We start from the raw sequence: 20,208 nt of genomic DNA, 5'->3' as shown, positions 1-20,208 counted from the left end.
CCCCGTTAGCGTCCGCGCGAACGGGTGAACCGGGCGAGTGCGAGCATGAGACCGCCGGCCAGCAGCCCCCAGAAGGCACCCGAAATCCCTGCAAAGCTGACCCCGGATGCAGTTACCAGAAATGTGACGGCTGCGGCTTCGCGGCTATCCTGTTCCTTCAAGGCTGCCATTGCGGAGCCGGCAAAAGCATTGATGAGGGCGAGACCTGCGACAGCCTGGATGAGGATCGGCGGCGCCAGGCTGACAAAGGCGGTGACGGACGCGGCCAAGAGGCCGAAGACGACATAACCCGCACCGGCGACGATTGCCGACCAGTAGCGGCGGGACGGGTCGTGATGCGCATCCTCGCCCGCGCACATCGCCGCCGTGATCGCAGCGAGATTGACCGCATGGCCGCCGAAGGGCGCGCTCAGGATGGAAAAGATGCCTGTCGTCGTGAAGAGCGGCCCGGGTTGCGGTTCGTAGCCGTTGACCTTGAGCACGGTGATGCCCGGAATGTTCTGCGAGGCCATGGTGACGATGAACAGCGGCAGCGCGATGCTGACGAGGCCGGCGAGGGTAAAGCGCGGGCTTACCCATTCGACATGCGGGATGAGCGTCGCCGAAACTCGCGCCATCGCGTCGACCGGCATATCGATGCCGAAGGCGAGCACCAGAGCGAATGCGAGAAGAGCCGCGGGGACCGCAAACAGCCGGTTGACGCTGCCGACGATCACCCATGTGAGAACGATCGGCAGCCCCAACAACGGATTGAAGGCGACCGCCTTGACCGGCGCGAAGCAGAGCCCGATCAAGACTCCGGCAAGCATGGCATTCGCCAGCGGTGCAGGAATTGCCGCGACCGCGCGGCCGAGCGGTTTCCACAGGCCGGCGAGAATGATCAGCACGCCGCAGATCAGGAAGCCGCCGACGGCCGTGTTGAAGCCGCCTGCCACCGCGCCGGAACTGGCAAGCAGCGCCGCACCCGGCGTCGACCAGGCGATGCTGACCGGCAGCCGGGTCGCGACGCTGAGCACGATCGCGCACAGTCCCATCGACACCGACAGCGCCATCAACCCTGACGCTGCCTGCGCCTCCGTTGCGCCGACCCCTGTCAGCCCGTGCAGGACGACGGCAAAGGAACTGGCGAAACCGACGAAAGCGGTGAGCAGGCCCATGAAAAGGCTCTTGAGCGAGAATTCACGAAGCATTGCGCGGGAAACCATGACGGGTTGGATGAAGACAGCAAGGCTGCCTATCACATCGTCATGTTCACGCAATAGCATGCCACGGGCGTAGCGGCCGAATGAGATTGCGTCCGTTTTGCCTTTGACCTTTGTCGAGGTGGACGTCTTGCCGAATATGCCTATAGTTGCATCAGCGTCAGCCCTCAGGGAGGAGAGCCGATGAATCATTCGGATCATGTTCACGCCGTCGCACAGCATGCGTCGGCAGCCGCCAGTTCGCCTGTGGCGGCATCCTGGCGCCGCTGCCTGACCGTGCATGGCCTTTCTCCGGAGGAAGCCCGTTCGCCGCTGCGGCTGTCGGAGCGTGAATTTCGCGCGGCGCGGGAAAAGTCCGGGCATCTGATCGAAGAGGCACAAGGTGAACTTGACCGACTGTTTTCAACGATCGGCAAGGCAGGCTGTTGCCTGCTGCTCACGGACGGCAGCGGCGTTGCACTCGAGCGGCGGGGGGCAGCGGGCGACGACAAGGATTTTCGCGGGCTCGGCCTCTGGTCCGGCACCGTCTGGAGCGAGGCGAGCGTCGGCACCAACGGCATCGGCACGGCGATCGCCGACGAGCGCGCCGTCGTCATCCAGCGCGACCAGCATTTCCTCAGTTGCAACACGGGCCTCATCTGTTCGACCGCGCCGATCCGCGATCATTGCGGCCGGATCGCTGCCGCCATCGATATCTCCACCTGTCGGGAGGACGCCGGCGAAATGGCGATGGTGCTTATGTCGCAGGCGGTGCGCGATGCCGCCGCCCGGATCGAGGCCAATCTCTTTCGACGCGCCTTCAACGGCGCCCGCATCCTTCTGGTCCCTGCCGACGGCAAGAGCAGCCCGGCGCTGCTCGCCATCGACCGGGATGACCTCGTGCTTGGCGCGACCCGAGCGGCGCGTCTCCGGCTCAATCTCGATGACCGGCGCATTGCCGCCGGTGTACCAGCCGCCGACGTTCTCGATGAAGCGCCGGTGGGGCAGGGCGAGGATCTTTTCGATGCCGAACGCGCCGCGCTTCGCCGTGTCCTGTCGCGCAGCAACGGCAACGTCTCCCTGGCTGCTGATACGCTCGGCATCAGCCGGGCAACGCTCTACCGGAAAATGAAAAAGCTCTCGATCAATTGACCGGCCGGATGCCAGTCCGGCGTCGTTGCCGCGCTGCAGCATGTTTCGTGTAATCTCGGTGTCGCACATCTGAGACACTCGCCCGCTCCGGCGTGCACTGCCGCTCTATCTGCCTGACCTGTTCTGGCGCACCTTTCCTCCCAGCAGATTGTTGGATCTGTTTCAGGAGGAGAAATCACATGCTGCATCAGAAAATCGTCGAAAACCCGTTCAAGGAAAAATACGGCAACTTCATCGGTGGCGAATGGCGCGAACCGGTGAGCGGCCGCTATTTCGACAACACCACCCCGGTCACCGGCGGCGTGCTCTGCCAGATCGCGCGCTCCGAAGCCGCCGATATCGAGCTGGCGCTCGACGCCGCTCATGCCGCCAAGGGCAAGTGGGGGCGCACGTCGACGACGGAGCGCGCCAATATCCTGATGAAGATCGCCCAGCGCATGGAAGACAATATCGAGCTTCTGGCAAAGGCCGAGACTTGGGACAACGGCAAGCCGCTGCGCGAGACCATGGCAGCCGACATGCCGCTCGCCATCGATCATTTCCGCTACTTCGCGTCTTGCGTCCGCGCCCAGGAAGGCTCGATCGGCGAGATCGACCACGACACCATCGCCTACCACTTCCATGAACCGCTCGGCGTTGTCGGCCAGATCATTCCCTGGAACTTCCCGATCCTGATGGCTGCGTGGAAGCTTGCACCCGCGCTTGCCGCCGGCAACTGCGTCGTGCTGAAGCCCGCCGAGCAGACGCCAGCCTCGATCCTCGTCTGGATCGAACTGGTGGGCGACCTGCTGCCGCCGGGCGTGCTCAACATCGTCAACGGCTTTGGCCTCGAAGCCGGCAAGCCGCTCGCCACCAACCCGCGCATCAACAAGGTGGCCTTCACCGGCGAGACATCGACCGGCCGGCTGATCATGCAGTATGCCAGCCAGAACCTCATTCCGGTGACGCTGGAACTGGGCGGCAAGTCGCCGAACATCTTCTTTGCCGACGTCATGGCCGAGGACGACGACTATCTCGACAAGGCGCTGGAAGGCTTTGCGATGTTCGCGCTTAACCAGGGCGAGGTTTGCACATGCCCGAGCCGCGCGCTGGTGCATGAGAAGATCTATGATCGCTTCATGGAAAAGGCGGTCAAACGGGTCGCGGCAATCAAGCAGGGTAACCCGCTCGATATGGCAACGATGATCGGCGCCCAGGCTTCGAGCGAACAGCTGGAAAAGATCATGTCCTATCTGGACATCGGCCGCCAGGAAGGCGCCGAGGTGCTGATCGGCGGCGAGCGCAATACGCTCGAAGGCGAGCTCGCCGGCGGTTTCTACGTCAAGCCGACGGTGTTCAAGGGGCACAACAAGATGCGCATCTTCCAGGAGGAAATCTTCGGACCCGTCGTGTCCGTCACCACCTTCAAGGATGATGCCGAAGCGCTCGAGATCGCCAATGACACGCTCTACGGCCTCGGCGCGGGCGTGTGGAGCCGCGATGCCAATCGCTGCTACAATTTCGGCCGCAACATCCAGGCCGGCCGCGTCTGGACCAACTGTTACCACGCCTATCCGGCCCACGCGGCCTTTGGCGGCTACAAGCAGTCCGGCATTGGCCGCGAAACCCACAAGATGATGCTCGATCACTACCAGCAGACCAAGAACATGCTGGTGAGCTACAGCCCGAAGGCGCTGGGTTTCTTCTGAGGTTTTACCTCCCCCTTGAAGGGGGAGGTTGCAGCGAAGCGGAGGGGAGGGGTTCCTTGTTAAGAAGAGAAGACCCCTCCCCAACCCTCCCCACAAGGGGAGGGAGTTTGCTCGAGTCCGCCGTCAATTTCAGCCGGTCCGGAAGGAACGACCATGACCGACACGACCAAGGGCCAGCCGCGCGTTCTCGCCACCGACGCGGCGCTCGCCTTCATCAAGGAAATCCAGCAGGATCATCCGCATCTCCTGTTCCACCAGTCCGGTGGCTGCTGCGATGGCTCGTCGCCCATGTGTTACCCGGCAGACGACTACATCGTCGGCGACAATGACGTGAAGCTCGGTGAGATCGGCGGCGTTCCCGTCTATATCAGCGCCAGCCAGTTCGAGGTCTGGAAACACACCCAACTGATCATCGATGTCGTTCCGGGCAGGGGCGGCATGTTCTCGCTTGACAACGGCCGCGAGCGGCGGTTCCTCACGCGCTCCCGCCTGTTTTCCGGCGGCGAAGCCTGCGCCATTCCCCTGCGTCAATGATCCTTTGAGCGCTCGCGCTAGGCTATATTCATCCCGGCTGGCGGTCTGGACGGCACGGCCAGGATGTGCATGATGGCAACAAGGGCACGGTAAATAAGCTTGTTCAAACAATGCCTTAAAAAACCGTTGTTAAACCGTGGTGTTTGAACGACCGACAAGGACCGAAAGAAAAATCCCTCATGCTCGAAGACGGCTATCACGACGTTCCGGCGCACAAGATCGTTGCCATCGTCACATCGTTGCAAATAGTCGAGCAGCCGAAGCGGCGGGCGGAGGTTGCGGGCCCATGGGAACTGGTCCGGCAGGAGAAACTGGCCCTCGACGCTTACCGCGCACTCTATCGGAAGCTCGGCGCCGAATGGCTCTGGTTCTCTCGCCTCGCCATGTCGGACGACGAACTTGCTTCCAATATCCACGCGCCGCAGGTCGAGCTTTACGTTCTGGAGGTCGGCGGCGTCTCGGAAGGGCTGCTGGAGCTTGACTTCCGCAAGGACGGCGAGTGCGAGCTGGTGTTCTTCGGCGTGTCCGCAGCCCTGATCGGCACCGGGGCCGGCCGCTGGTTGATGAACCGCGCCATTGAAAATGCCTGGCGCCACCCGATCCGGCGGTTCTGGCTGCACACTTGCACGCTGGACAGCCCGCAGGCTCTGCCCTTCTACATACGCTCCGGCTTCCTGCCCTATGAGCGACGCGTCGAGGTCGCCGATGATCCGCGGCTGTCCGGCCATGCGCCGCGTGAAGCGGCGCCATCTTTACCGATCATCGAATAACGGTGTTTCGCGGCATCTGCCGACAGCATGAAATACCGCACTGTTTCAATCGAACAGGCTGGAAACCGATTCTTCCTGGCTGGTGCGGTTGATCGCTTCGCCAATCAGGCTGGCGGTCGAGATGACGCGGATGTTGTGGGCCGATTGCACTGCCGTCGTCGGCTGGATGGAATCGGTGATCACCAGTTCCTTCAGCTTCGACGAGGTGACGCGGGCAACCGCGCCGCCGGAAAGCACGCCGTGGGTGATATAGGCGGTGACGCTGGTCGCGCCGTTCTTGAGCAGCGCCTCGGCGGCATTGCAGAGCGTGCCGCCGGAATCGACGATGTCGTCGATGAGCAAACAGTCCTTGCCGGTGACGTCACCGATGACGTTCATGACCTCGGACTCGCCGGCGCGTTCGCGGCGCTTGTCGACGATCGCCAGTTGACAGTCGAGACGCTTGGCAAGTGCCCGCGCACGCACCACGCCGCCGACATCCGGCGATACGACCATGACGTTCTTCAAATCGTAGTTTTCCTTCACGTCGCGCGCCAGGATCGGCACGGCGTAGAGGTTGTCAGTCGGGATGTCGAAGAAGCCCTGGATCTGGCCGGCATGCAGGTCGAGCGTCAGCACGCGGTCGGCGCCGGCCTCGGTGATGAGGTTGGCGACCAGCTTGGCAGAGATCGGCGTGCGCGGACCGGGTTTGCGGTCCTGGCGGGCATAGCCGAAATAGGGAATGACGGCGGTGATGCGGCGGGCCGAGGACCGGCGCATGGCGTCGATCATGATCAGCAGTTCCATCAGGTGGTCGTTGGTTGGAAACGATGTCGACTGGACGACGAAAACGTCCTCGCCGCGCACGTTTTCCTGAATTTCCACGAAGATTTCCTGGTCAGCAAACCGTCTGACGGTCGCTTTGCCCAGGGGCAGGTTGAGATAATTGCAGATCGCTTCGGCCAGGAGCCGGTTCGAGTTGCCTGCGAAAACCTTCATCGATGGTCCGCCTGTGCTGGCGCGGGTCGCTACCCGCGCAAATTCCGTAAGCCAGCCGGGGTCTCGATCGTCCCTAGCCTATGCGCGCTTCATAACGTCCTTGACTTTGAATGCAAGAGGATTGCCGCGTTGCAGCGCGGTTTATCCTAAAAAGTTTTCCATCGGCGTGGTTTCACGGGCGAGATTCGCCGCCCGCAGGCAAGCAATCGGAGGTGTCCGGGAAGGCTAACCGGCGTCTTTCGCACGCCAGTTCAGATATTCGGCGATCGTCCTGGTGGCGATCGTCTGCATCGTTTGCGCCGGCACGACCGACCAGAGATTGGCGGCGGTGGCATCGACAGTGTCCTGTCCCTGGATGCGGTGCAGCCGGTTGCCGGAACCGTCGAGCACGTCCCAGACATAGACGACCGTCGTTTTCTCGCCGTCCTTCAGCGCCGAGAAATAGCCCTTCAGGATGTGCTGACTGCTGGTATCGGACGCGCTCTTGATCGTCAGGCCATGCGAACGCGCCTCGTTGCCGAGCTGTTTCGACAGAGGCGTCACGGCCTCGACGGGGGCGCCGATGATCGGCAGGAAGCGGATGGTCCCGGCCGCTGTTGCCGGGGCGATTGCGGCTGCCTTCTGCGGCTTCTGGACCTCGGGCGTCTCTTCTGCGGCACGCAGGGGGGCTACCGATTGCTGTTGTTCGGCCGGGGCGGCTTCGTCGAGAGACGTCGTCTCGGTCGATTCTGCGATGACGGCGCGGCGCGCCACCCGCTGCTGCGCCGGGACCTGCCCCTGCTGCAGGCGCCCGGCCTGCGCGTCCAGCGATCCGGGCGGATCCGTATATTCTGCGTCGCCCTGGGCTAGAACGGTGCCGCTCGGCCCCTCGACAAAGCCCTCCTGCACGGGCGAAGCAAACTGTGTGCTCTGCACCGGCGTCGTCGCCTGGGGAGCAACCTCGACGGTCTGTTGCGACATGGAATCGAGATCGGACTGGTTGACCGGCGGGGAGCGGAAGGTACCACCACCGACATCGACCTGCGGGGTCAGATCGTCCATGCTGTTGCAGCCCGAGAGGGCCGCAGCAATTCCAAGGCCTGCAATGAACATGATCGACTTGCGCATCGTTCTACCGTCCGGTTTCCTCGGGCGACGGAGTGATCAAGGCCCCCACCTTTCTCCGCCTATCCCGCGAACGGTAGATCAATTTTCCTAAGCAGTTATGAAGTCCAGTCCGTAGCGTGACAGAGCCTTCGGCGCGCCTTCTGTCGTCAGGTAGGTCTGACCGAGGGTCATTGCCGTGCCGCTGTCTGAATCCATGATGATCATGTGCACGAAGAGAGACATGTCGGGCTCGATCTCCTGCGGATTGCCGATGTGGAACATCTGGTGCTCCATCCAGGACGGAGAAAAGCGAGCGCCAAGCGAATAACCGCATGCATTGAGCCGGTGGCGGGCAAGGCCGCGCTCGTCCATGATCTTCGAGTGGATGTCGAACACGGTGCCGAAAGTGTTGCCGGGCCTGAGGACCATCTCGATCGCCTGGATCGTCTCGCGGCAGGCGCTGTAGAGTTCGCGGTGACGGTTGGTCGGCTCGCCGATCACCACCGTGCGCATCATCGCCGCGTGATAGTGGGCGCTGACGCCTGCCCATTCCAGTGTTAGCTGGTCCTGCGCATCGAGCGTCCGGCGCCCGGCCTTGTAGCGGCACAGAAGCGCATCGGCGCCCGAACCGATGATGAATTCGTTGGCCGGGTAGTCGCCGCCGCCGGCAAAGACTGCGCCCTGCATGGCCGCCAGAATAGCGGCTTCGCTGCCGCCTGCGTGGATCAGCGGAAGTGCGGCGTCGAGCGCGTCGTCGGCAAGGCTTGCCGCCTTCTCGACATGGAGGATTTCCGCCGGGCTCTTGATCAGGCGCAGACGACTGACCAGCAACGAAGCATCGACCAGTTCACCGAAGCTCGTCAGCTGACGGTCGAGCAGGCGGGCGATGCGCCCGGTCATGCCGTGCGTGTCGTATTCGATGCCAATACGCGTGCCGAGCAGATCGAGATCGCTGAGAAGGTTCTTCAGGTCCATCGTCGGATCGGCATTGACGCGGTCGACCCAGACCTCGACCCGTTCGATGTTCGAGGTGTGCTTAGCCTGGCGCAGGTCGGCCGAGCGCGTGAGCAGCACCATCGATCCATCGGCCTTTACCACCAGCGTCTGGAAGAAGCAGTAACCGAAGGTATCGTAGCCGGTCAGCCAGTACATGCTTTCCTGCGCGAACAGCAGCATGGCGGCGAGCTTTTCCTCTTTCATCCTTGTCGTCAGCCGCTCCAGGCGGCTCGCGAATTCGTCCTGCGTGAAATGCAGTGCCATGTCATGCCTCCCGAATGGATATTGCAGAGATTTGCCGGCCGTAGTCCGGCTCGCTGCGATGGGTGGTTCGGCGGTAGGAGAAGAAGCGCTCCTCGTCCGCATAGGTACAAATATTGAGATTTTCCGCCGTGACGCCTGCCTCGGTCAGTCGCCTGATCGTCAGCCCGGGTAGATCGAACATGGCGTGGCCGTTGCGCGGCGAGGGGGCGAAGAAGATCTCATAGCCCGGGTCTTGTTCGAGAAACCGCTCGACGAACTCCGAACCGACCTCGTAGTTCCGGCGGCTGATCGAGGGGCCCAGACTGGCGATGATGTTTTCGCGGCGGGCACCGAGCGAGATCATCGCGTCGATGGTGCTTTCGAGCACGCCGCCAAGCGCACCCTTCCAGCCGGCATGCGCGGCGCCGACCACCCCCACTTCGGCGTCGGCGAAAAGAACCGGACCGCAATCGGCCGAAAGCACGCCGATCACCAGACCTGGCGTCGCCGTCACAAGCGCGTCGGCCGGTGCCCGCGTACCGTCATAGCTGCCATCGACAATGACGGCGTCGGGCGAATGGACCTGATGCACCGTCGCCAGCTTCTGCGGCTCTGCGCCGAACCACGCGCTGACGCGTGCGCGGTTTTCGTGGACCTTGGAGCGTTCGTCGTTGGAACCAAGGCCGACATTCAGACCCCGATAAATACCTTCCGAAACGCCGCCCGCACGTGTGAAATAGCCGTGTTTCACGGCCCTTCCCGTCCGTTCTGACAGGAGCGGGCTTTGCACAGGCAAGGGCAGGGCATCATCCTTCATCGGTGGTTTTGCCCTTTCAAATGCTGCGATACGATGGGTTTCCCGGGCATGTTGGATTTGGCGACCCGGCTGATTTGGCCGGATGTTGGCCTCAGGGGCGGCCTCTGTCAATCCATCGAAACGACAGCAGGTGTCGCCACCGGTTCCTGCCGGCAGCTACTTCTGGAAGGGTACGAGAGCCACTTTCGGGCTGCTGACGACGAGGACCTTGAACAGTTCTCCCATCTTTCCTTCGCCGGCTCCAGCCAGCCTTTCTGCGTCCGCGCGAATGTTTTCCTGGGTCTCCGTGTCCTTGTCGCGGCCGAGCGCTGCTGCGCGTTCGGCAAGGCCGAGTGCCAGCAGAAAGTCGCCCTGATAGGTCAGCCCGTTGATCTGCAGGCCTTCAGTTGCTGCGCGCCGGGCAAGCTGCTCGAAATCGACATGGCTGGTGATATCGGCCTCGCCGGGATGCATGAGCGGCGGATCGAATTGATGCTCGCGCACAGCCTGCAACGTATCGCCGAGACCTGTTGCGATATGACCATAATCGATGATGACCGCAGTGCCGCCGGTTGTCTTGATGCGTTCGCAAAGTGTCGTCATCACGGCGTCACGGGCAGGAGCGATCTCGAAAATGGCGCCGGGCGGGGCGCTTGCGGCGGCTGGCGGCAGAAGCGCCGGGTCGACGCTCGCTACGCCGGCGGCAAAAGTCAGTTCACCGTCCGCATTAAGGCCGACAAGCCTTTCCCTGAACCCTTGCGCAGTCTTGACGAACTGGCGGATGGGAATGGCATCGAAAAGCTCGTTGGCCGCCAGAAGCAGAAAACCGTCCGGCAGCGTGTCGAAACTGTCGTGCCAGGAAATCTTGAACTTGTGCGCAACCAACGTCTGGCTCTGGACCTTCTGCAGCCGTTCGCTGGTTTCCACCAGATGGACATTGGCGGCCTCATAAAGCTCCGGCGACAGTTTTGCGATGACGCGCAGGATGTCCGCCATCATCGTGCCGCGGCCCGGGCCGATCTCGGCGATATTGACCGGCGTCGGCTCGCCGTGCCGCTGCCAGGCTTGGACGAGGAAGATACCCATCATTTCGCCGAACAGCTGGCTGATCTCCGGCGCGGTGATGAAGTCTCCGGACCGGCCGAAGGGTTCGCGTGTCTTGTAGTAGCCGTATTCCGGGTCAGCCAGACAGAGCGAGAAATAGTCGGTCACGCTGATCGGGCCGTTGGCGAGAATGATGGCCTTGATCTTTTCTGCAAGAAGCGTCGTCATGCGGCCCTCTCACACGGTTGCAGCACTTGCGCGGCGCGCGCGCGCAATCGCCCAGAGGCCGATGAAGACCATCGGCAGCGACAGGAGCATGCCCATGGTGAGCCAGCCGCCGAGGAGGTAGCCGATCTGCGCATCCGGCTCGCGGAAGAATTCGACGAAGATGCGGGCGAGGCCATACCCGGCGACGAAGACACCGCAGACCAGGCCCGGCGTTTTGAGCGCGTCGCGGCGGTATATCATCACGGCAAGAACCGTGAGAAGGACAAGGCCCTCGAGTGCGGCCTCGTAGAGCTGGCTCGGATGGCGGGCAAAGGGGCCGCCGGTCGGAAAGATCACCGCCCAGGGCATGGACGACAGCCGGCCCCAGAGTTCGCCATTGATGAAATTGGCGATCCGCCCGAAGAAGAGGCCGATCGGCACGACGGCCGAGACAACGTCGAAAAGGCTCCAGACGGCAATCTTGTTGCGGCGCGCAAACAGGATCATCGCGATCATCGTGCCGATCAGGCCACCATGGAAGGACATGCCGCCGTTCCAGATTTCCAGCGCCCGGATCGGGTTTTGCAGCACGCTGCCGAGATCGTAGAACAGGATGTAGCCGATACGCCCGCCACCGACGATGCCGGCAGCAACCCAGAGTAGGAAATCATCGAGATGGGCTTCGGTGATAGCCGGCGTCTCATTGCGCCACAGGGACGCATTGCGCGCCAGCCTGCGGGCATATTGCCAGCCGATCAGGATGCCCGCCACATAGGCAAGGCCGTACCAGTGAATCTGCAAGGGGCCGATGGAAATCAGCACCGGATCGATATCCGGGAAGGGCATGATCGAGAAGAGTGTCGGTATTGTTTCCAAGGTCTTGCTTCAGTCCGGTCCGTTGTTTGGCGGAACATGGGCTCCCGGGGAGAGGCGGTCAAGGCGCGTCCGGTGAAGGAAAGGCGATCATCCCGGTATTTTTCCTTGCATCGGCCCGCCTGTCCTCCTACCTCCTCTCTCAAGCCTGCAATGGCAGGCAACGGACGCGAGGATCGGAGACAAAGACGATGAGCACAGGCACAAACCGCATTCTGGATGACTTCGCCAAGCTGATGACGGACGCTGCCGGCGCCGCTCAGGGCGTGCGGCGTGAGATGGAAACCGTCTTCCGCGCCCAGGGCGAACGCCTGCTGAATTCGATGGATATCGTCAAGCGCGAGGAGTTCGAGGCGGTCAGGGAGATGGCCCTGAAAGCCCGCGAGGAAAACGACGCGCTTCTGGCCCGGATCGCAGCGCTCGAAGCGCGCCTGTCCGAGGCCGGAAAATAAAGATTCGAGGGCGGCGGGCTGATTGCGCCGCCGCTTGTCGCTCGCTTTCTGCGCGTGCGTCCTCGACTGGCGCAACGCGCCTGTCGTTGAGTGTGGTCTCAACAGCATATTTCATAAATTTTTCACCCTGTGGACACTGTCAAAAAATGCTTACGGCAGAGTCGCTTATGAACCGGCGCTGAATCAATTTGAGAGAGCCTATCCACACCCCCCGGCGCTATTTTTCGCGCAGGGGGCTGGCACGCAGACTCCGGCATTATACACTGATTTTAAATGATGATTCGAAACGGATCACGCAAGCTCCAGACAGGGTACGTCAGTCAGGATAGTCGTGTTTCCGGCAATCATAAGTGTTCGTTTCTGGTGTTTGAGTTTGCAGCCTTCGTGTGTGAACACGACGACGCATGTCTGCACCGGGACTTTTGGGGTGATGCATGAGCCTGATGGAACTGGAACTGGAGCGCCAATCGAACCCGGTCGACATGATCGAGTTCGTCGCAGCCAACAATGATTGGTGTTTCGAGCGCTCAGGCGAAGACGAGATCGCCATGACGGTCGAGGGCAAGTGGACCGACTATCATGTCTCCTTCTCTTGGATGGAGGAATTCGAGGCACTGCATCTCGCTTGCGCCTTCGACATCAAGGTTCCCGAAGGCCGTGTCAACGAAGTGATCCGGCTGCTCTCCCATATCAACGGGCAGGTGCTGATGGGACATTTCGATCTCTGGCGCCAGGAAGATGTGGTAATCTTCCGCCAGTCGCTTCTGCTCGCCGGCGGCGCCGAGCCGACCAACCAGCAGGTCGAAGTGCTGTTGTCCAGCGCGCTCGAAGCCTGCGAAGCTTATTTCCAGGCCTTTCAGTTCGTCGTCTGGTCCGGCATCGATGCTCAAAGTGCGGTCGAAGCGGTGATGTTCGAAACTGTCGGAGAGGCATGACGATGACCGTGAATGCTGCCGGACCGATCGTCCTTATCGGCGCAGGTAACATGGGCGGCGCGATGCTCGCCGGTTGGCTGAAAAGCGGCATTCCGGGCGCCAATATCCTCGTCATCGATCCAGGCCCATCACCGGCTATGGCAAAGCTGATCGCCGACAACGGGGTGGGCTACGAATCTGCAGCGCCTGCCGACCTGAAGGCCGGCGTTCTTTTCCTCGCGGTCAAGCCGCAGATGATGGCAACGGTGCTGCCGCCGCTCAAAGGTCTTGTCGGGCTGGAGACGGTCGTCGTTTCGGTCGCCGCCGGAACGACGCTCGGTCTCATGCATTCGCATCTGGGCGACGCCGCCATGGTGCGCGCCATGCCGAACACGCCGGCGATGATCGGTCGCGGTGTCACCGGCGCCTTTGCCAACGGCGCGGTATCGTCTGTACAGCGCGATCTCGTCGACAATCTCCTGAAGGTCAGTGGCCCCGTTGAGTGGGTCGAAACAGAAGCCGACATCGATGCGGTCACGGCCGTATCGGGTAGCGGCCCGGCCTATGTCTTTTATCTCGTCGAGTGCATGGCGGAAGCCGGCCGCAAGGCCGGTCTTCAGGCGGACCTTGCCATGCGGCTTGCGCGGGAAACCGTCGCCGGGGCTGGTGAACTCCTACACCAGTCCCCCGATGACGCCTCGAAACTGCGCCAGAACGTGACGTCCCCGGGCGGAACGACGGCAGCGGCCCTTTCCATTCTCATGGCCGACGACGGCATGCAGCCGCTGTTCGATAAGGCGATTGCCGCAGCCCGCAAGCGGGCGGAAGAGTTGGCCGGTTAATTCGGGATCGTTTCATGACCGAGACCATCGCCTATGCCGATTTCGAGCGCGTCGATATTCGCGCCGGCACCATCGTCGAGGTTTCTCCCTTTCCCGAGGCGCGTAAGCCCGCCTTCAAGATCGTCATCGATTTCGGTCCCGAGATCGGGCTCAAGAAATCCTCGGCACAGATCACCGTTCACTATACGCTGGAAAGCCTGGTCGGCCGCCAGGTGCTCGGCGTTGTCAACTTCCCGCCACGCCAGATCGGGCCGTTCCGCTCGGAAGTCTTGACGCTTGGTTTCGAGGACGAAAACGGCGACATTGTTCTCACCGCTGTGGACAAGCCGGTGCCGAACGGCAAGAAGATGCTGTAGGAATTTCATCGATGGACATGAACGCGATCCGCGAATTCATCCGCGTCACCTGCCTGCGCGACGCAGCCGCCGTTGCCGGTGATTGGTCGGCCACGCACGTCGTCTCGCTTCTCGATCCGGAACTGGCGGAAGAACATGTTCCGCGCATTTCCGGCGCGACGCACCATGTCGTGCGGCTGCGCGACCAGGAAAACGCGCAGGCCACCGGCCATTTTCCCGAAACGACAACGGCGTTTTTCGACCTCGTACTTCCGGCCATCGAGCAGCAGGACAGCCGGATCCTCGTGCATTGCCATGCGGGCGTCAGCCGTTCCACCGCCTTCGCCTACGGCATCATCGCCCACCGTTTCGGCGCAGGGCGGGAAGCTGAGGCTTTCGAGGCCTTGCTGTCGATCGTCAACAAGCCCTGGCCCAACCGCCGCATCATCGAGATTTTCGATGCGCACTGGCAGCGGGAAGGGCAGCTCCTGGCGCCGCTCGACGCGATGCGGGATCGTCATCCAAAGCGCATCGATGCCTGGCACCGCTTCAACGCGCGGCGCGGAATGACCGGCGGGTATTCGAGGTGATCGAATCCGCGGGCACGGATGCTCGCAGGAACCGTTCGACAGGCCATACTCTGTCCAAACAATAGCCCTATGTCGAAATTCCTTTGGAGCATCGAGAAAAACCGTGCCCTGAAGGAGCATTCGGACAGGCATATCTGTTTTGAGGACATTGTTGCTGCGATCGATGCTGGGGGCTTGCTGGACGATATCGAGCATCCGAATGTCGAGAAGTATCCCAACCAGCGAATGCTCGTCGTTCTGTTCTCGGGGTATGTCTATGCCGTTCCATATGTTCAGGACGCGAATGGGAATCTGTTCTTGAAAACGGCATTTCCAAGCCGGAGGCTCAGGCAGATTGATGTGTCAGGAGATGATGATGATGTCGAAGAAGCCTGAAATCGGTGGTTATATCGACGACGAGGAAGCGGGGCTGATCGAAGCCCTGGAGAATGAAAAGGCACTTCCCGTTGGTCGATTGACGGCCGACCGTCGCAAAGAACTGGAGACGATGGCGCGGGCGGCATTCAGCGATGATCGTGAAAAGATTTCGCTGCGGGTTTCAAAAGGCGATCTCGCGCGGCTAAAGTCGCGCGCCCTGCAAGAGGGCATACCCTATCAAACGCTGATCAATTCCATCATCCACAAATACGTGTCCGAATAACTCTTCGGCGCCGGTAATCAAGCCGGCACTCGCACCACCGCCCTCAAGCCACCCAACGGACTGTCCGACAAAATAACATTGCCGCCGTGGCTGCGGGCGATGTCGAGGGCGATGGCGAGGCCAAGGCCGGTTCCCGAACTGTCGAGATTGCGCGCCTCGTCGAGCCGGAAGAACGGCTTGAAGACGTCGTCGCGGGACGATTCCGGAATACCGGGGCCATCATCGTCGACCGTGACCGTGATCCATTTCGTGCTGTGCTTGGCGTCAATATGGATGGTATTGGCATAGCGATAGGCATTCGAGGCGAGGTTGGCGACCAGCCGGGTGAAGGCATTGGGCCGTACGCGCACGTTGTCGTCGCCCTCGACGGTGGTCGTCACGGTCTTGCCCTGAAGTTCGGCTTCCAGCGTCAGCCGATTCATCAGATCGTGCAGCTTCAGTTCGCCGACATCTTCTTCCGCCTCGCCGCGAGCGAAAGACAGGTAGCCTTCGAGCATGCTCTGCATGTCCTCGACGTCTTGGTTGAGATTGTCGAGATCGGCGCTGTCGCCGGCCAGCGCCAGCTGCAGCTTGAAGCGAGTGAGGATCGTGCGCAGGTCGTGGCTGACGCCGGTCAGCATGGCGGTTCGCTGCTCGATCTGGCGTTCGATGCGCTCGCGCATCTGGATGAAGGCAAGGCCGGCGCGGCGGATTTCGTCGGCGCCGCGCGGCGAAAAATCGTCGATCTTCTGGCCCTTGCCGAAACTCTCCGCCGCCTTGGCAAGCGCGAGGATCGGCCGGATCTGGCCGCGCAGAAAGAGGATGGCAATGGTCAAAAGCACCAGCGAGGCGCCGACCATCCAGACGATGAAGATATGCGTATTCGAGGCGTAGGCCTGGCTGCGGCGGGCATAGACGCGAAGGATGCGCTCGCCGTCGAGCTTGATGCGGACTTCGACGAGATCGGAATCGCCGACCGTATCGATCCAGAAGGGGCGGTGGATCTGGCGGGAGATCTCCTCGCTGAGAATCTGGTCGAGAATCTCGAAGAAAGGTTTCGGGCGCGGCGCGGGCAATTCGCCGTCCGGCTCGATGGAGATGTTGAGATCCAGCTTTTCCCGGGCAATTCGCACGATCGTGGCATAGTCGCTTTCCGGCATCGCATCGATCAGGTCGATGACCGCGGCGATATCACCGGTGACGGCTGCCGACAAACGCTGGGTGACGAGCTGCCAGTGCCGCTCCATGAACACGAAGGCGACGACCGACTGCAAGAGGACCATGGGAATGATGACGATCAGCAGCGAGCGAGCGTAGAGTCCCATCGGCAATTGCCGCCGCAGCCAGCGCACGACGCGATTCCAGGTGGTTACGCCCGTTTGCGTCCGATAGCGCCGCAGGATGTCAAAGCTCGTCATGAAAACCCAGCCGGATCATTTCGCTAGTCCACGCTTAGCCGATAGCCAATGCCGCGCACCGTCTGCAGCCAGACGGGGTTTGACGGGTCGTCCTCGATCTTGCGGCGCAGGCGGTTGATCTGCACGTCGATGGTCCGTTCGCCAACTTCGGCGTCGTCGCTCACCAGTTCATGGCGCGGAATGGTTTCGCCGGCACGCTGGGAGAACAGCATCATGATTTCCTGCTCCCGGTCGGTGAGGCGAATATGGTCCGCGCCCCGGCGCAATTCCTTGCGCACGACGGAGAAAGTAAAGGGGCCGAAAATCACCTGTTCGATCTTCGGGGCCTTGGCGGGCGCGTTGCGCCGCAGGATGTTGTTGATGCGCAGCACCAGTTCGCGTGGATCGAAGGGCTTGGGCAGATAGTCGTCGGCGCCGGCTTCCAAGCCCTCGATGCGGGCGTTCGATTCCGCCAGCGCCGTCAGCATGATCACCGGTACGGTCTTGATCTTGCGCAGGCTCTGGGTCAGCGAGATTCCGGTTTCACCGGGCATCATCACGTCGATGATCAACAGGTCGTAGTCTATGCCTTCGAGCTTTCGGCGCGCCTCGCCGGCGTCCGCTGCCGTGGTCACGCGAAAGCCCTTTTCCATCAGGTAGCGGTTCAGAAGATCGCGGATGCGGCGGTCGTCATCGACCACCAGAAGATGGGCGGCATCGTCGTCGATCCTCGTCGTCTTTGTCATCTCTCGTATGCCCTGTCTTGTCGCTGCCGGCTCGGCAAGCCGGGATTTCAGTTTTCGTCGGCGGTCTTCATTCCGGCAAGGAAGCGCTTGATCATGTCGCGGGCGCCGGGACCGGTTTTGGCCAGGGCTTCGGCTATGCGCCGCGACTGTGGCTCGGCCAAGGCCCTTGCCAGCGTCTTGCCTTCCTTTGTTGTATAGAGCTTGCGCTGCCTGCGGTCCTCCGGTCCGGCAACTTGGTGAATATACCCTGAATCGATGAGTTGTTTCAAAACACGGGCAAGGCTTTGCTTGGTGATCCTCAACGTTTCGAGCAGATCGGCAACGGTCATGCCGGGTTCGCGGTCGACGAAATGCAGCACGCGGTGATGCGCCCGGCCGAAGCCGCGTTTTTCGAGAATCACGTCCGGATCCGAAGTGAAATCCCGATAGGCGAAGAAGAACAACTCGATGATTTCAAAGTCCACCGCGTCCGTTATGTCTGTCCCGGCCGGAGAGGGGTTCATATCGGCCTTCTGGTTCGGCTGTCCTGCCACGCCGTCATTTCCTTTCAACTGCACCGCATTTTGCGAAACTTTCGACAAATTATGTCAGCTATGTTGACATATTTTTCCGCCATTGGTAAGCGTCTGACCTCAGAAGGGCGAATATTCGACGCTGGCCTGTCATTGAAGATAGGCCGTGCCGCTCTGATCGCCAATCCAAAATCACCAAAACTGATTTTCCTCGCTCCAGTTTGACGGTAAAACTGAAACAGGAAAGACAATCAACGCAAAGAATGGCGTTTACGCGCCGGAGGATGAGACGATGGCAGCAGTTCCCTTTGATCAGTTGGACGGTCAGATCTGGTTCAACGGTGAATTCGTCGATTGGAAGGACGCGAAGATCCATGTGCTCACGCACGGCCTGCACTACGCCAGCGCCGTCTTCGAGGGCGAGCGCGCCTATGGCGGCCGTGTTTTCAAGCTGACCGAGCACAATCAGCGCCTGCACAAGTCGGCCGAAATCCTCGGCTTCTCCGTTCCCTATTCGGTCGAGGAACTGGATGCGGCTACCATCGAACTTCTGAAACGCCAGGGCTTCGCCGACGCCTATGTCCGGCCGATCGCCTGGCGCGGCTCGGAAATGATGGGCATTTCCGCCCAGAACAACCGCATCAATGTCGCCATCGCCATCTGGCAGTGGGGTAGCTATTTCAACCCGACCGAAAAGCTCAAGGGCATCCGCCTCGATATCGCCGAATATCGCCGTCCGGACCCCAGGACCGCGCCCTGCGCCTCCAAGGCCGCGGGCCTCTACATGATCTGCACCATCTCCAAGCATGCCGCGGAAGCCAAGGGCTATGCGGATGCGATGATGCTCGACTATCGCGGCCAGGTCGCCGAGGCGACGGGCGCCAACATCTTCTTCGTCAGGGACGGCGTCATCCATACTCCGACGCCGGACTGCTTCCTCAACGGCATCACCCGCCAGACGGTCATCGAGCTTGCCCGGCGCCGCGGCTATGAAGTGGTCGAGCGGGCAATCATGCCGGAAGAGCTCGCAGACTTCACCGAGTGTTTCCTGACCGGATCGGCCGCCGAAGTGACGCCGGTCTCGGAGATCGGCCCCTATACGTTCAAGCCGGCCACGATTTCCGAGACGCTGATGAACGACTACACGAAGGAAGTCTATCCGGTGGCTGCTGCCGCCGAATGATTGTTGCGGCCGGGTTTGCTATAAACTGAGAAAGGCGGCTTCGTGTGCCGCCTTTCGTTTGTTGCGGAATTGATCATCCGTACGGGTTCAAGACGCGCAGAGACAGCGCGAGAATTATTTCCGGCCCATCACCATGCCGGCAAGGCCCGTCAGGACGCCGCCGCCGACAAGGCCGCCGATCGCCTGTGTCAGCAGGCCGGCCGCAGCGGCTTCGCCGCCGAGCATCTGAACGAGAAACCCGCCGCCAAGGCCGCCGATCGCGCCGACGATGGTGCGCGCAATGACGCTGAGCGCCTGTTGTTTGAGTACCGCTCCAGCCGCGTTGCCGCCCGCTGCGCCGGCGATCAACTGCGTGATGATAGGCAATAGTGCTTCCATTGTTCTCTCCCCGTTTCAGCCTCCGGCGTCCGGCCCCCGGACTCACGTGGCACGTCGCCGATCCGGCAAGCGCAGGCTGGGGTGAAAATCCGCACGAGTCAATTTCGCAACTGTGAAATGAATTTATCTAGAAAATCGCCTTCAGGTGGAGAAAAGTCCGGGCGGTTTCACAGTCTGTCATGCCCGACAATATCGCGAGGAGAGCAGACGAAAACGGCTCTTCATTTTGTCGACTGCCCTCAAAATTCTGGCCTTCTCATGCTTCCCCCAGCAATCTTTTGACCGTTGGGTGGTTGGACGTCCCGCCATTCCATGCGTGGCGTGACCGCTCTCTCTGCCGGTGTTCCCTCTGGAACTGCGAATATCCGGATAATGCAAAATACTGGATTTGTTCCGCTTTTGCCGGAACCATTCGAGCAATGGCGGGGTTTAGACGCCAACAGGAGGATATTCAGATGCAAGAGGATATTGCTCAGGATTCGTATTCGACCGTGCGTCAATTGCGCCCGGTCGTCATCACGGTTATCGCCGCGAAGCTTGCGGTCTTTGTTCTGCTGATGACCACGGTCAACTTCCAGCCGCCACTGCCGGCCTCCGTCGAAGTTGCCGAAGCACGCTAAAGCTAGTTATCTTGTCCGGTCGTCGCCACGCCGCGCGATTGACCGTTTTCATTGCGCCGCGTCCGTCCTATA

At 61.3% G+C, this 20,208-nt stretch carries 24 protein-coding genes; 13 read left to right on the top strand and 11 right to left on the bottom strand.

The window, feature by feature from the left end; genetic code table 11:
• Positions 1-5 precede the first annotated feature (5 nt).
• Entirely contained in the window at positions 6-1,190 is a 1,185-nt protein-coding gene (locus tag WI754_RS19710; RefSeq protein ID WP_349435119.1) for a benzoate/H(+) symporter BenE family transporter, read from the bottom strand.
• 195 nt (positions 1,191-1,385) lie between these two features.
• Here WI754_RS19710 and WI754_RS19705 point away from each other — a divergent pair, with 195 nt between their 5' ends.
• The 4 genes from WI754_RS19705 to WI754_RS19690 all read left to right on the top strand — a co-directional run bounded on the left by WI754_RS19705 (position 1,386) and on the right by WI754_RS19690 (position 5,325).
• Positions 1,386-2,333, top strand: coding sequence for a helix-turn-helix domain-containing protein (locus tag WI754_RS19705; RefSeq protein ID WP_349435118.1), 948 nt, complete (start codon positions 1,386-1,388; stop codon positions 2,331-2,333).
• 179 nt (positions 2,334-2,512) lie between these two features.
• Positions 2,513-4,021, top strand: coding sequence for an aldehyde dehydrogenase (gene adh, locus WI754_RS19700; protein WP_349435117.1), 1,509 nt, complete (start codon positions 2,513-2,515; stop codon positions 4,019-4,021).
• Positions 4,022-4,174: 153 nt separating this feature from the next.
• Positions 4,175-4,555, top strand: a complete 381-nt coding sequence (locus WI754_RS19695; protein ID WP_349435116.1) for a DUF779 domain-containing protein — start codon at positions 4,175-4,177, stop codon at positions 4,553-4,555.
• Between the two features lie 179 nt (positions 4,556-4,734).
• Entirely contained in the window at positions 4,735-5,325 is a 591-nt protein-coding gene (locus WI754_RS19690; RefSeq protein ID WP_349435115.1) for a GNAT family N-acetyltransferase, read from the top strand.
• Between the two features lie 45 nt (positions 5,326-5,370).
• On the opposite strand, the gene WI754_RS19685 is transcribed toward WI754_RS19690, so the two are convergent.
• The 6 genes from WI754_RS19685 to lgt form a co-directional block, all read right to left on the bottom strand.
• The gene (locus WI754_RS19685) at positions 5,371-6,303 is read right to left on the bottom strand and encodes a ribose-phosphate pyrophosphokinase (RefSeq protein ID WP_037127174.1); all 933 of its coding nucleotides are present in this window, start codon (positions 6,301-6,303) and stop codon (positions 5,371-5,373) included.
• Between the two features lie 225 nt (positions 6,304-6,528).
• A complete protein-coding gene (locus WI754_RS19680) occupies positions 6,529-7,410 on the bottom strand; it encodes a hypothetical protein (RefSeq protein ID WP_349435114.1) in 882 nt (293 codons plus the stop codon).
• A gap of 87 nt (positions 7,411-7,497) precedes the next feature.
• Entirely contained in the window at positions 7,498-8,649 is a 1,152-nt protein-coding gene (locus WI754_RS19675) for a Xaa-Pro peptidase family protein (protein WP_349435113.1), read from the bottom strand.
• Position 8,650: 1 nt separating this feature from the next.
• Positions 8,651-9,445: a peptidoglycan editing factor PgeF gene (gene pgeF, locus WI754_RS19670; RefSeq protein WP_349435112.1), complete on the bottom strand. Its 795-nt coding sequence runs from the start codon at positions 9,443-9,445 to the stop codon at positions 8,651-8,653.
• 156 nt (positions 9,446-9,601) lie between these two features.
• Positions 9,602-10,696: a class I SAM-dependent methyltransferase gene (locus WI754_RS19665; RefSeq protein ID WP_349435111.1), complete on the bottom strand. Its 1,095-nt coding sequence runs from the start codon at positions 10,694-10,696 to the stop codon at positions 9,602-9,604.
• Between the two features lie 9 nt (positions 10,697-10,705).
• A complete protein-coding gene (lgt, locus tag WI754_RS19660) occupies positions 10,706-11,551 on the bottom strand; it encodes a prolipoprotein diacylglyceryl transferase (RefSeq protein ID WP_349435110.1) in 846 nt (281 codons plus the stop codon).
• A gap of 188 nt (positions 11,552-11,739) precedes the next feature.
• Here lgt and WI754_RS19655 point away from each other — a divergent pair, with 188 nt between their 5' ends.
• From WI754_RS19655 to WI754_RS19625, 7 genes are all read left to right on the top strand, one after another.
• Positions 11,740-12,000, top strand: a complete 261-nt coding sequence (locus WI754_RS19655; RefSeq protein ID WP_349435109.1) for an accessory factor UbiK family protein — start codon at positions 11,740-11,742, stop codon at positions 11,998-12,000.
• Between the two features lie 434 nt (positions 12,001-12,434).
• Positions 12,435-12,935, top strand: coding sequence for a YbjN domain-containing protein (locus WI754_RS19650; RefSeq protein ID WP_349435108.1), 501 nt, complete (start codon positions 12,435-12,437; stop codon positions 12,933-12,935).
• A gap of 2 nt (positions 12,936-12,937) precedes the next feature.
• Entirely contained in the window at positions 12,938-13,756 is an 819-nt protein-coding gene (gene proC, locus WI754_RS19645; protein ID WP_349437882.1) for a pyrroline-5-carboxylate reductase, read from the top strand.
• Between the two features lie 14 nt (positions 13,757-13,770).
• On the top strand, positions 13,771-14,112 hold the full coding sequence (locus WI754_RS19640) for a tRNA-binding protein (protein ID WP_349435107.1): 342 nt from the start codon (positions 13,771-13,773) through the stop codon (positions 14,110-14,112).
• Positions 14,113-14,123: 11 nt separating this feature from the next.
• The gene (locus tag WI754_RS19635; protein WP_349435106.1) at positions 14,124-14,681 is read left to right on the top strand and encodes a protein tyrosine phosphatase; all 558 of its coding nucleotides are present in this window, start codon (positions 14,124-14,126) and stop codon (positions 14,679-14,681) included.
• Positions 14,682-14,750: 69 nt separating this feature from the next.
• Positions 14,751-15,056 carry a toxin gene (locus WI754_RS19630; protein ID WP_349435105.1) on the top strand — a complete coding sequence of 102 codons (306 nt, stop codon included), beginning with the start codon at positions 14,751-14,753 and terminating at the stop codon, positions 15,054-15,056.
• Positions 15,037-15,321 carry a DNA-binding protein gene (locus WI754_RS19625; RefSeq protein ID WP_349435104.1) on the top strand — a complete coding sequence of 95 codons (285 nt, stop codon included), beginning with the start codon at positions 15,037-15,039 and terminating at the stop codon, positions 15,319-15,321. Before WI754_RS19630 ends, WI754_RS19625 begins: the two co-directional genes overlap by 20 nt.
• Positions 15,322-15,338: 17 nt before the next feature.
• On the opposite strand, the gene WI754_RS19620 is transcribed toward WI754_RS19625, so the two are convergent.
• Genes WI754_RS19620 through WI754_RS19610 form a run of 3 tightly spaced genes read right to left on the bottom strand, consistent with a single transcriptional unit; the run spans position 15,339 to position 17,946 of the window.
• Entirely contained in the window at positions 15,339-16,718 is a 1,380-nt protein-coding gene (locus WI754_RS19620) for an ATP-binding protein (protein ID WP_349435103.1), read from the bottom strand.
• Positions 16,719-16,741: 23 nt separating this feature from the next.
• Entirely contained in the window at positions 16,742-17,443 is a 702-nt protein-coding gene (locus WI754_RS19615; RefSeq protein ID WP_037127193.1) for a response regulator transcription factor, read from the bottom strand.
• 47 nt (positions 17,444-17,490) lie between these two features.
• Positions 17,491-17,946, bottom strand: coding sequence for a MarR family transcriptional regulator (locus WI754_RS19610; RefSeq protein WP_349437881.1), 456 nt, complete (start codon positions 17,944-17,946; stop codon positions 17,491-17,493).
• Between the two features lie 301 nt (positions 17,947-18,247).
• Between WI754_RS19610 and WI754_RS19605 the strand changes: the two genes are divergently transcribed.
• Complete coding sequence (locus WI754_RS19605; protein ID WP_349435102.1) at positions 18,248-19,138, top strand: branched-chain amino acid aminotransferase; 891 nt, start codon at positions 18,248-18,250, stop codon at positions 19,136-19,138.
• Positions 19,139-19,252: 114 nt separating this feature from the next.
• On the opposite strand, the gene WI754_RS19600 is transcribed toward WI754_RS19605, so the two are convergent.
• A complete protein-coding gene (locus WI754_RS19600) occupies positions 19,253-19,516 on the bottom strand; it encodes a hypothetical protein (protein ID WP_349435101.1) in 264 nt (87 codons plus the stop codon).
• A 455-nt stretch (positions 19,517-19,971) separates the two neighbouring features.
• On the opposite strand from WI754_RS19600, the gene WI754_RS19595 reads away from it, so the two are divergent.
• Positions 19,972-20,136: a hypothetical protein gene (locus WI754_RS19595; protein WP_349435100.1), complete on the top strand. Its 165-nt coding sequence runs from the start codon at positions 19,972-19,974 to the stop codon at positions 20,134-20,136.
• Positions 20,137-20,208: the final 72 nt, after the last annotated feature.

The sequence above is a fragment of the Pararhizobium sp. A13 genome, assembly GCF_040126305.1.
Lineage (GTDB): Bacteria > Pseudomonadota > Alphaproteobacteria > Rhizobiales > Rhizobiaceae > Pararhizobium.
Note: the sequence above shows the minus strand (reverse complement) of the source record. Positions and strands in the feature narration are given on the sequence as shown.

What these genes read in the sequence shown, in the direction of transcription:
- WI754_RS19710 (WP_349435119.1), bottom strand. Translation starts at nt 1,190, where the DNA reads ATGCTTCGTGAATTCTCGCTCAAGAGCCTTTTCATGGGCCTGCTCACC.
- WI754_RS19705 (WP_349435118.1), top strand. Translation starts at nt 1,386, where the DNA reads ATGAATCATTCGGATCATGTTCACGCCGTCGCACAGCATGCGTCGGCA.
- adh (WP_349435117.1), top strand. Translation starts at nt 2,513, where the DNA reads ATGCTGCATCAGAAAATCGTCGAAAACCCGTTCAAGGAAAAATACGGC.
- WI754_RS19695 (WP_349435116.1), top strand. Translation starts at nt 4,175, where the DNA reads ATGACCGACACGACCAAGGGCCAGCCGCGCGTTCTCGCCACCGACGCG.
- WI754_RS19690 (WP_349435115.1), top strand. Translation starts at nt 4,735, where the DNA reads ATGCTCGAAGACGGCTATCACGACGTTCCGGCGCACAAGATCGTTGCC.
- WI754_RS19685 (WP_037127174.1), bottom strand. Translation starts at nt 6,303, where the DNA reads ATGAAGGTTTTCGCAGGCAACTCGAACCGGCTCCTGGCCGAAGCGATC.
- WI754_RS19680 (WP_349435114.1), bottom strand. Translation starts at nt 7,410, where the DNA reads ATGCGCAAGTCGATCATGTTCATTGCAGGCCTTGGAATTGCTGCGGCC.
- WI754_RS19675 (WP_349435113.1), bottom strand. Translation starts at nt 8,649, where the DNA reads ATGGCACTGCATTTCACGCAGGACGAATTCGCGAGCCGCCTGGAGCGG.
- pgeF (WP_349435112.1), bottom strand. Translation starts at nt 9,445, where the DNA reads ATGAAGGATGATGCCCTGCCCTTGCCTGTGCAAAGCCCGCTCCTGTCA.
- WI754_RS19665 (WP_349435111.1), bottom strand. Translation starts at nt 10,696, where the DNA reads ATGACGACGCTTCTTGCAGAAAAGATCAAGGCCATCATTCTCGCCAAC.
- WI754_RS19655 (WP_349435109.1), top strand. Translation starts at nt 11,740, where the DNA reads ATGAGCACAGGCACAAACCGCATTCTGGATGACTTCGCCAAGCTGATG.
- WI754_RS19650 (WP_349435108.1), top strand. Translation starts at nt 12,435, where the DNA reads ATGAGCCTGATGGAACTGGAACTGGAGCGCCAATCGAACCCGGTCGAC.
- proC (WP_349437882.1), top strand. Translation starts at nt 12,938, where the DNA reads ATGACCGTGAATGCTGCCGGACCGATCGTCCTTATCGGCGCAGGTAAC.
- WI754_RS19640 (WP_349435107.1), top strand. Translation starts at nt 13,771, where the DNA reads ATGACCGAGACCATCGCCTATGCCGATTTCGAGCGCGTCGATATTCGC.
- WI754_RS19635 (WP_349435106.1), top strand. Translation starts at nt 14,124, where the DNA reads ATGGACATGAACGCGATCCGCGAATTCATCCGCGTCACCTGCCTGCGC.
- WI754_RS19630 (WP_349435105.1), top strand. Translation starts at nt 14,751, where the DNA reads ATGTCGAAATTCCTTTGGAGCATCGAGAAAAACCGTGCCCTGAAGGAG.
- WI754_RS19625 (WP_349435104.1), top strand. Translation starts at nt 15,037, where the DNA reads ATGATGTCGAAGAAGCCTGAAATCGGTGGTTATATCGACGACGAGGAA.
- WI754_RS19620 (WP_349435103.1), bottom strand. Translation starts at nt 16,718, where the DNA reads ATGACGAGCTTTGACATCCTGCGGCGCTATCGGACGCAAACGGGCGTA.
- WI754_RS19615 (WP_037127193.1), bottom strand. Translation starts at nt 17,443, where the DNA reads ATGACAAAGACGACGAGGATCGACGACGATGCCGCCCATCTTCTGGTG.
- WI754_RS19610 (WP_349437881.1), bottom strand. Translation starts at nt 17,946, where the DNA reads ATGAACCCCTCTCCGGCCGGGACAGACATAACGGACGCGGTGGACTTT.
- WI754_RS19605 (WP_349435102.1), top strand. Translation starts at nt 18,248, where the DNA reads ATGGCAGCAGTTCCCTTTGATCAGTTGGACGGTCAGATCTGGTTCAAC.
- WI754_RS19600 (WP_349435101.1), bottom strand. Translation starts at nt 19,516, where the DNA reads ATGGAAGCACTATTGCCTATCATCACGCAGTTGATCGCCGGCGCAGCG.
- WI754_RS19595 (WP_349435100.1), top strand. Translation starts at nt 19,972, where the DNA reads ATGCAAGAGGATATTGCTCAGGATTCGTATTCGACCGTGCGTCAATTG.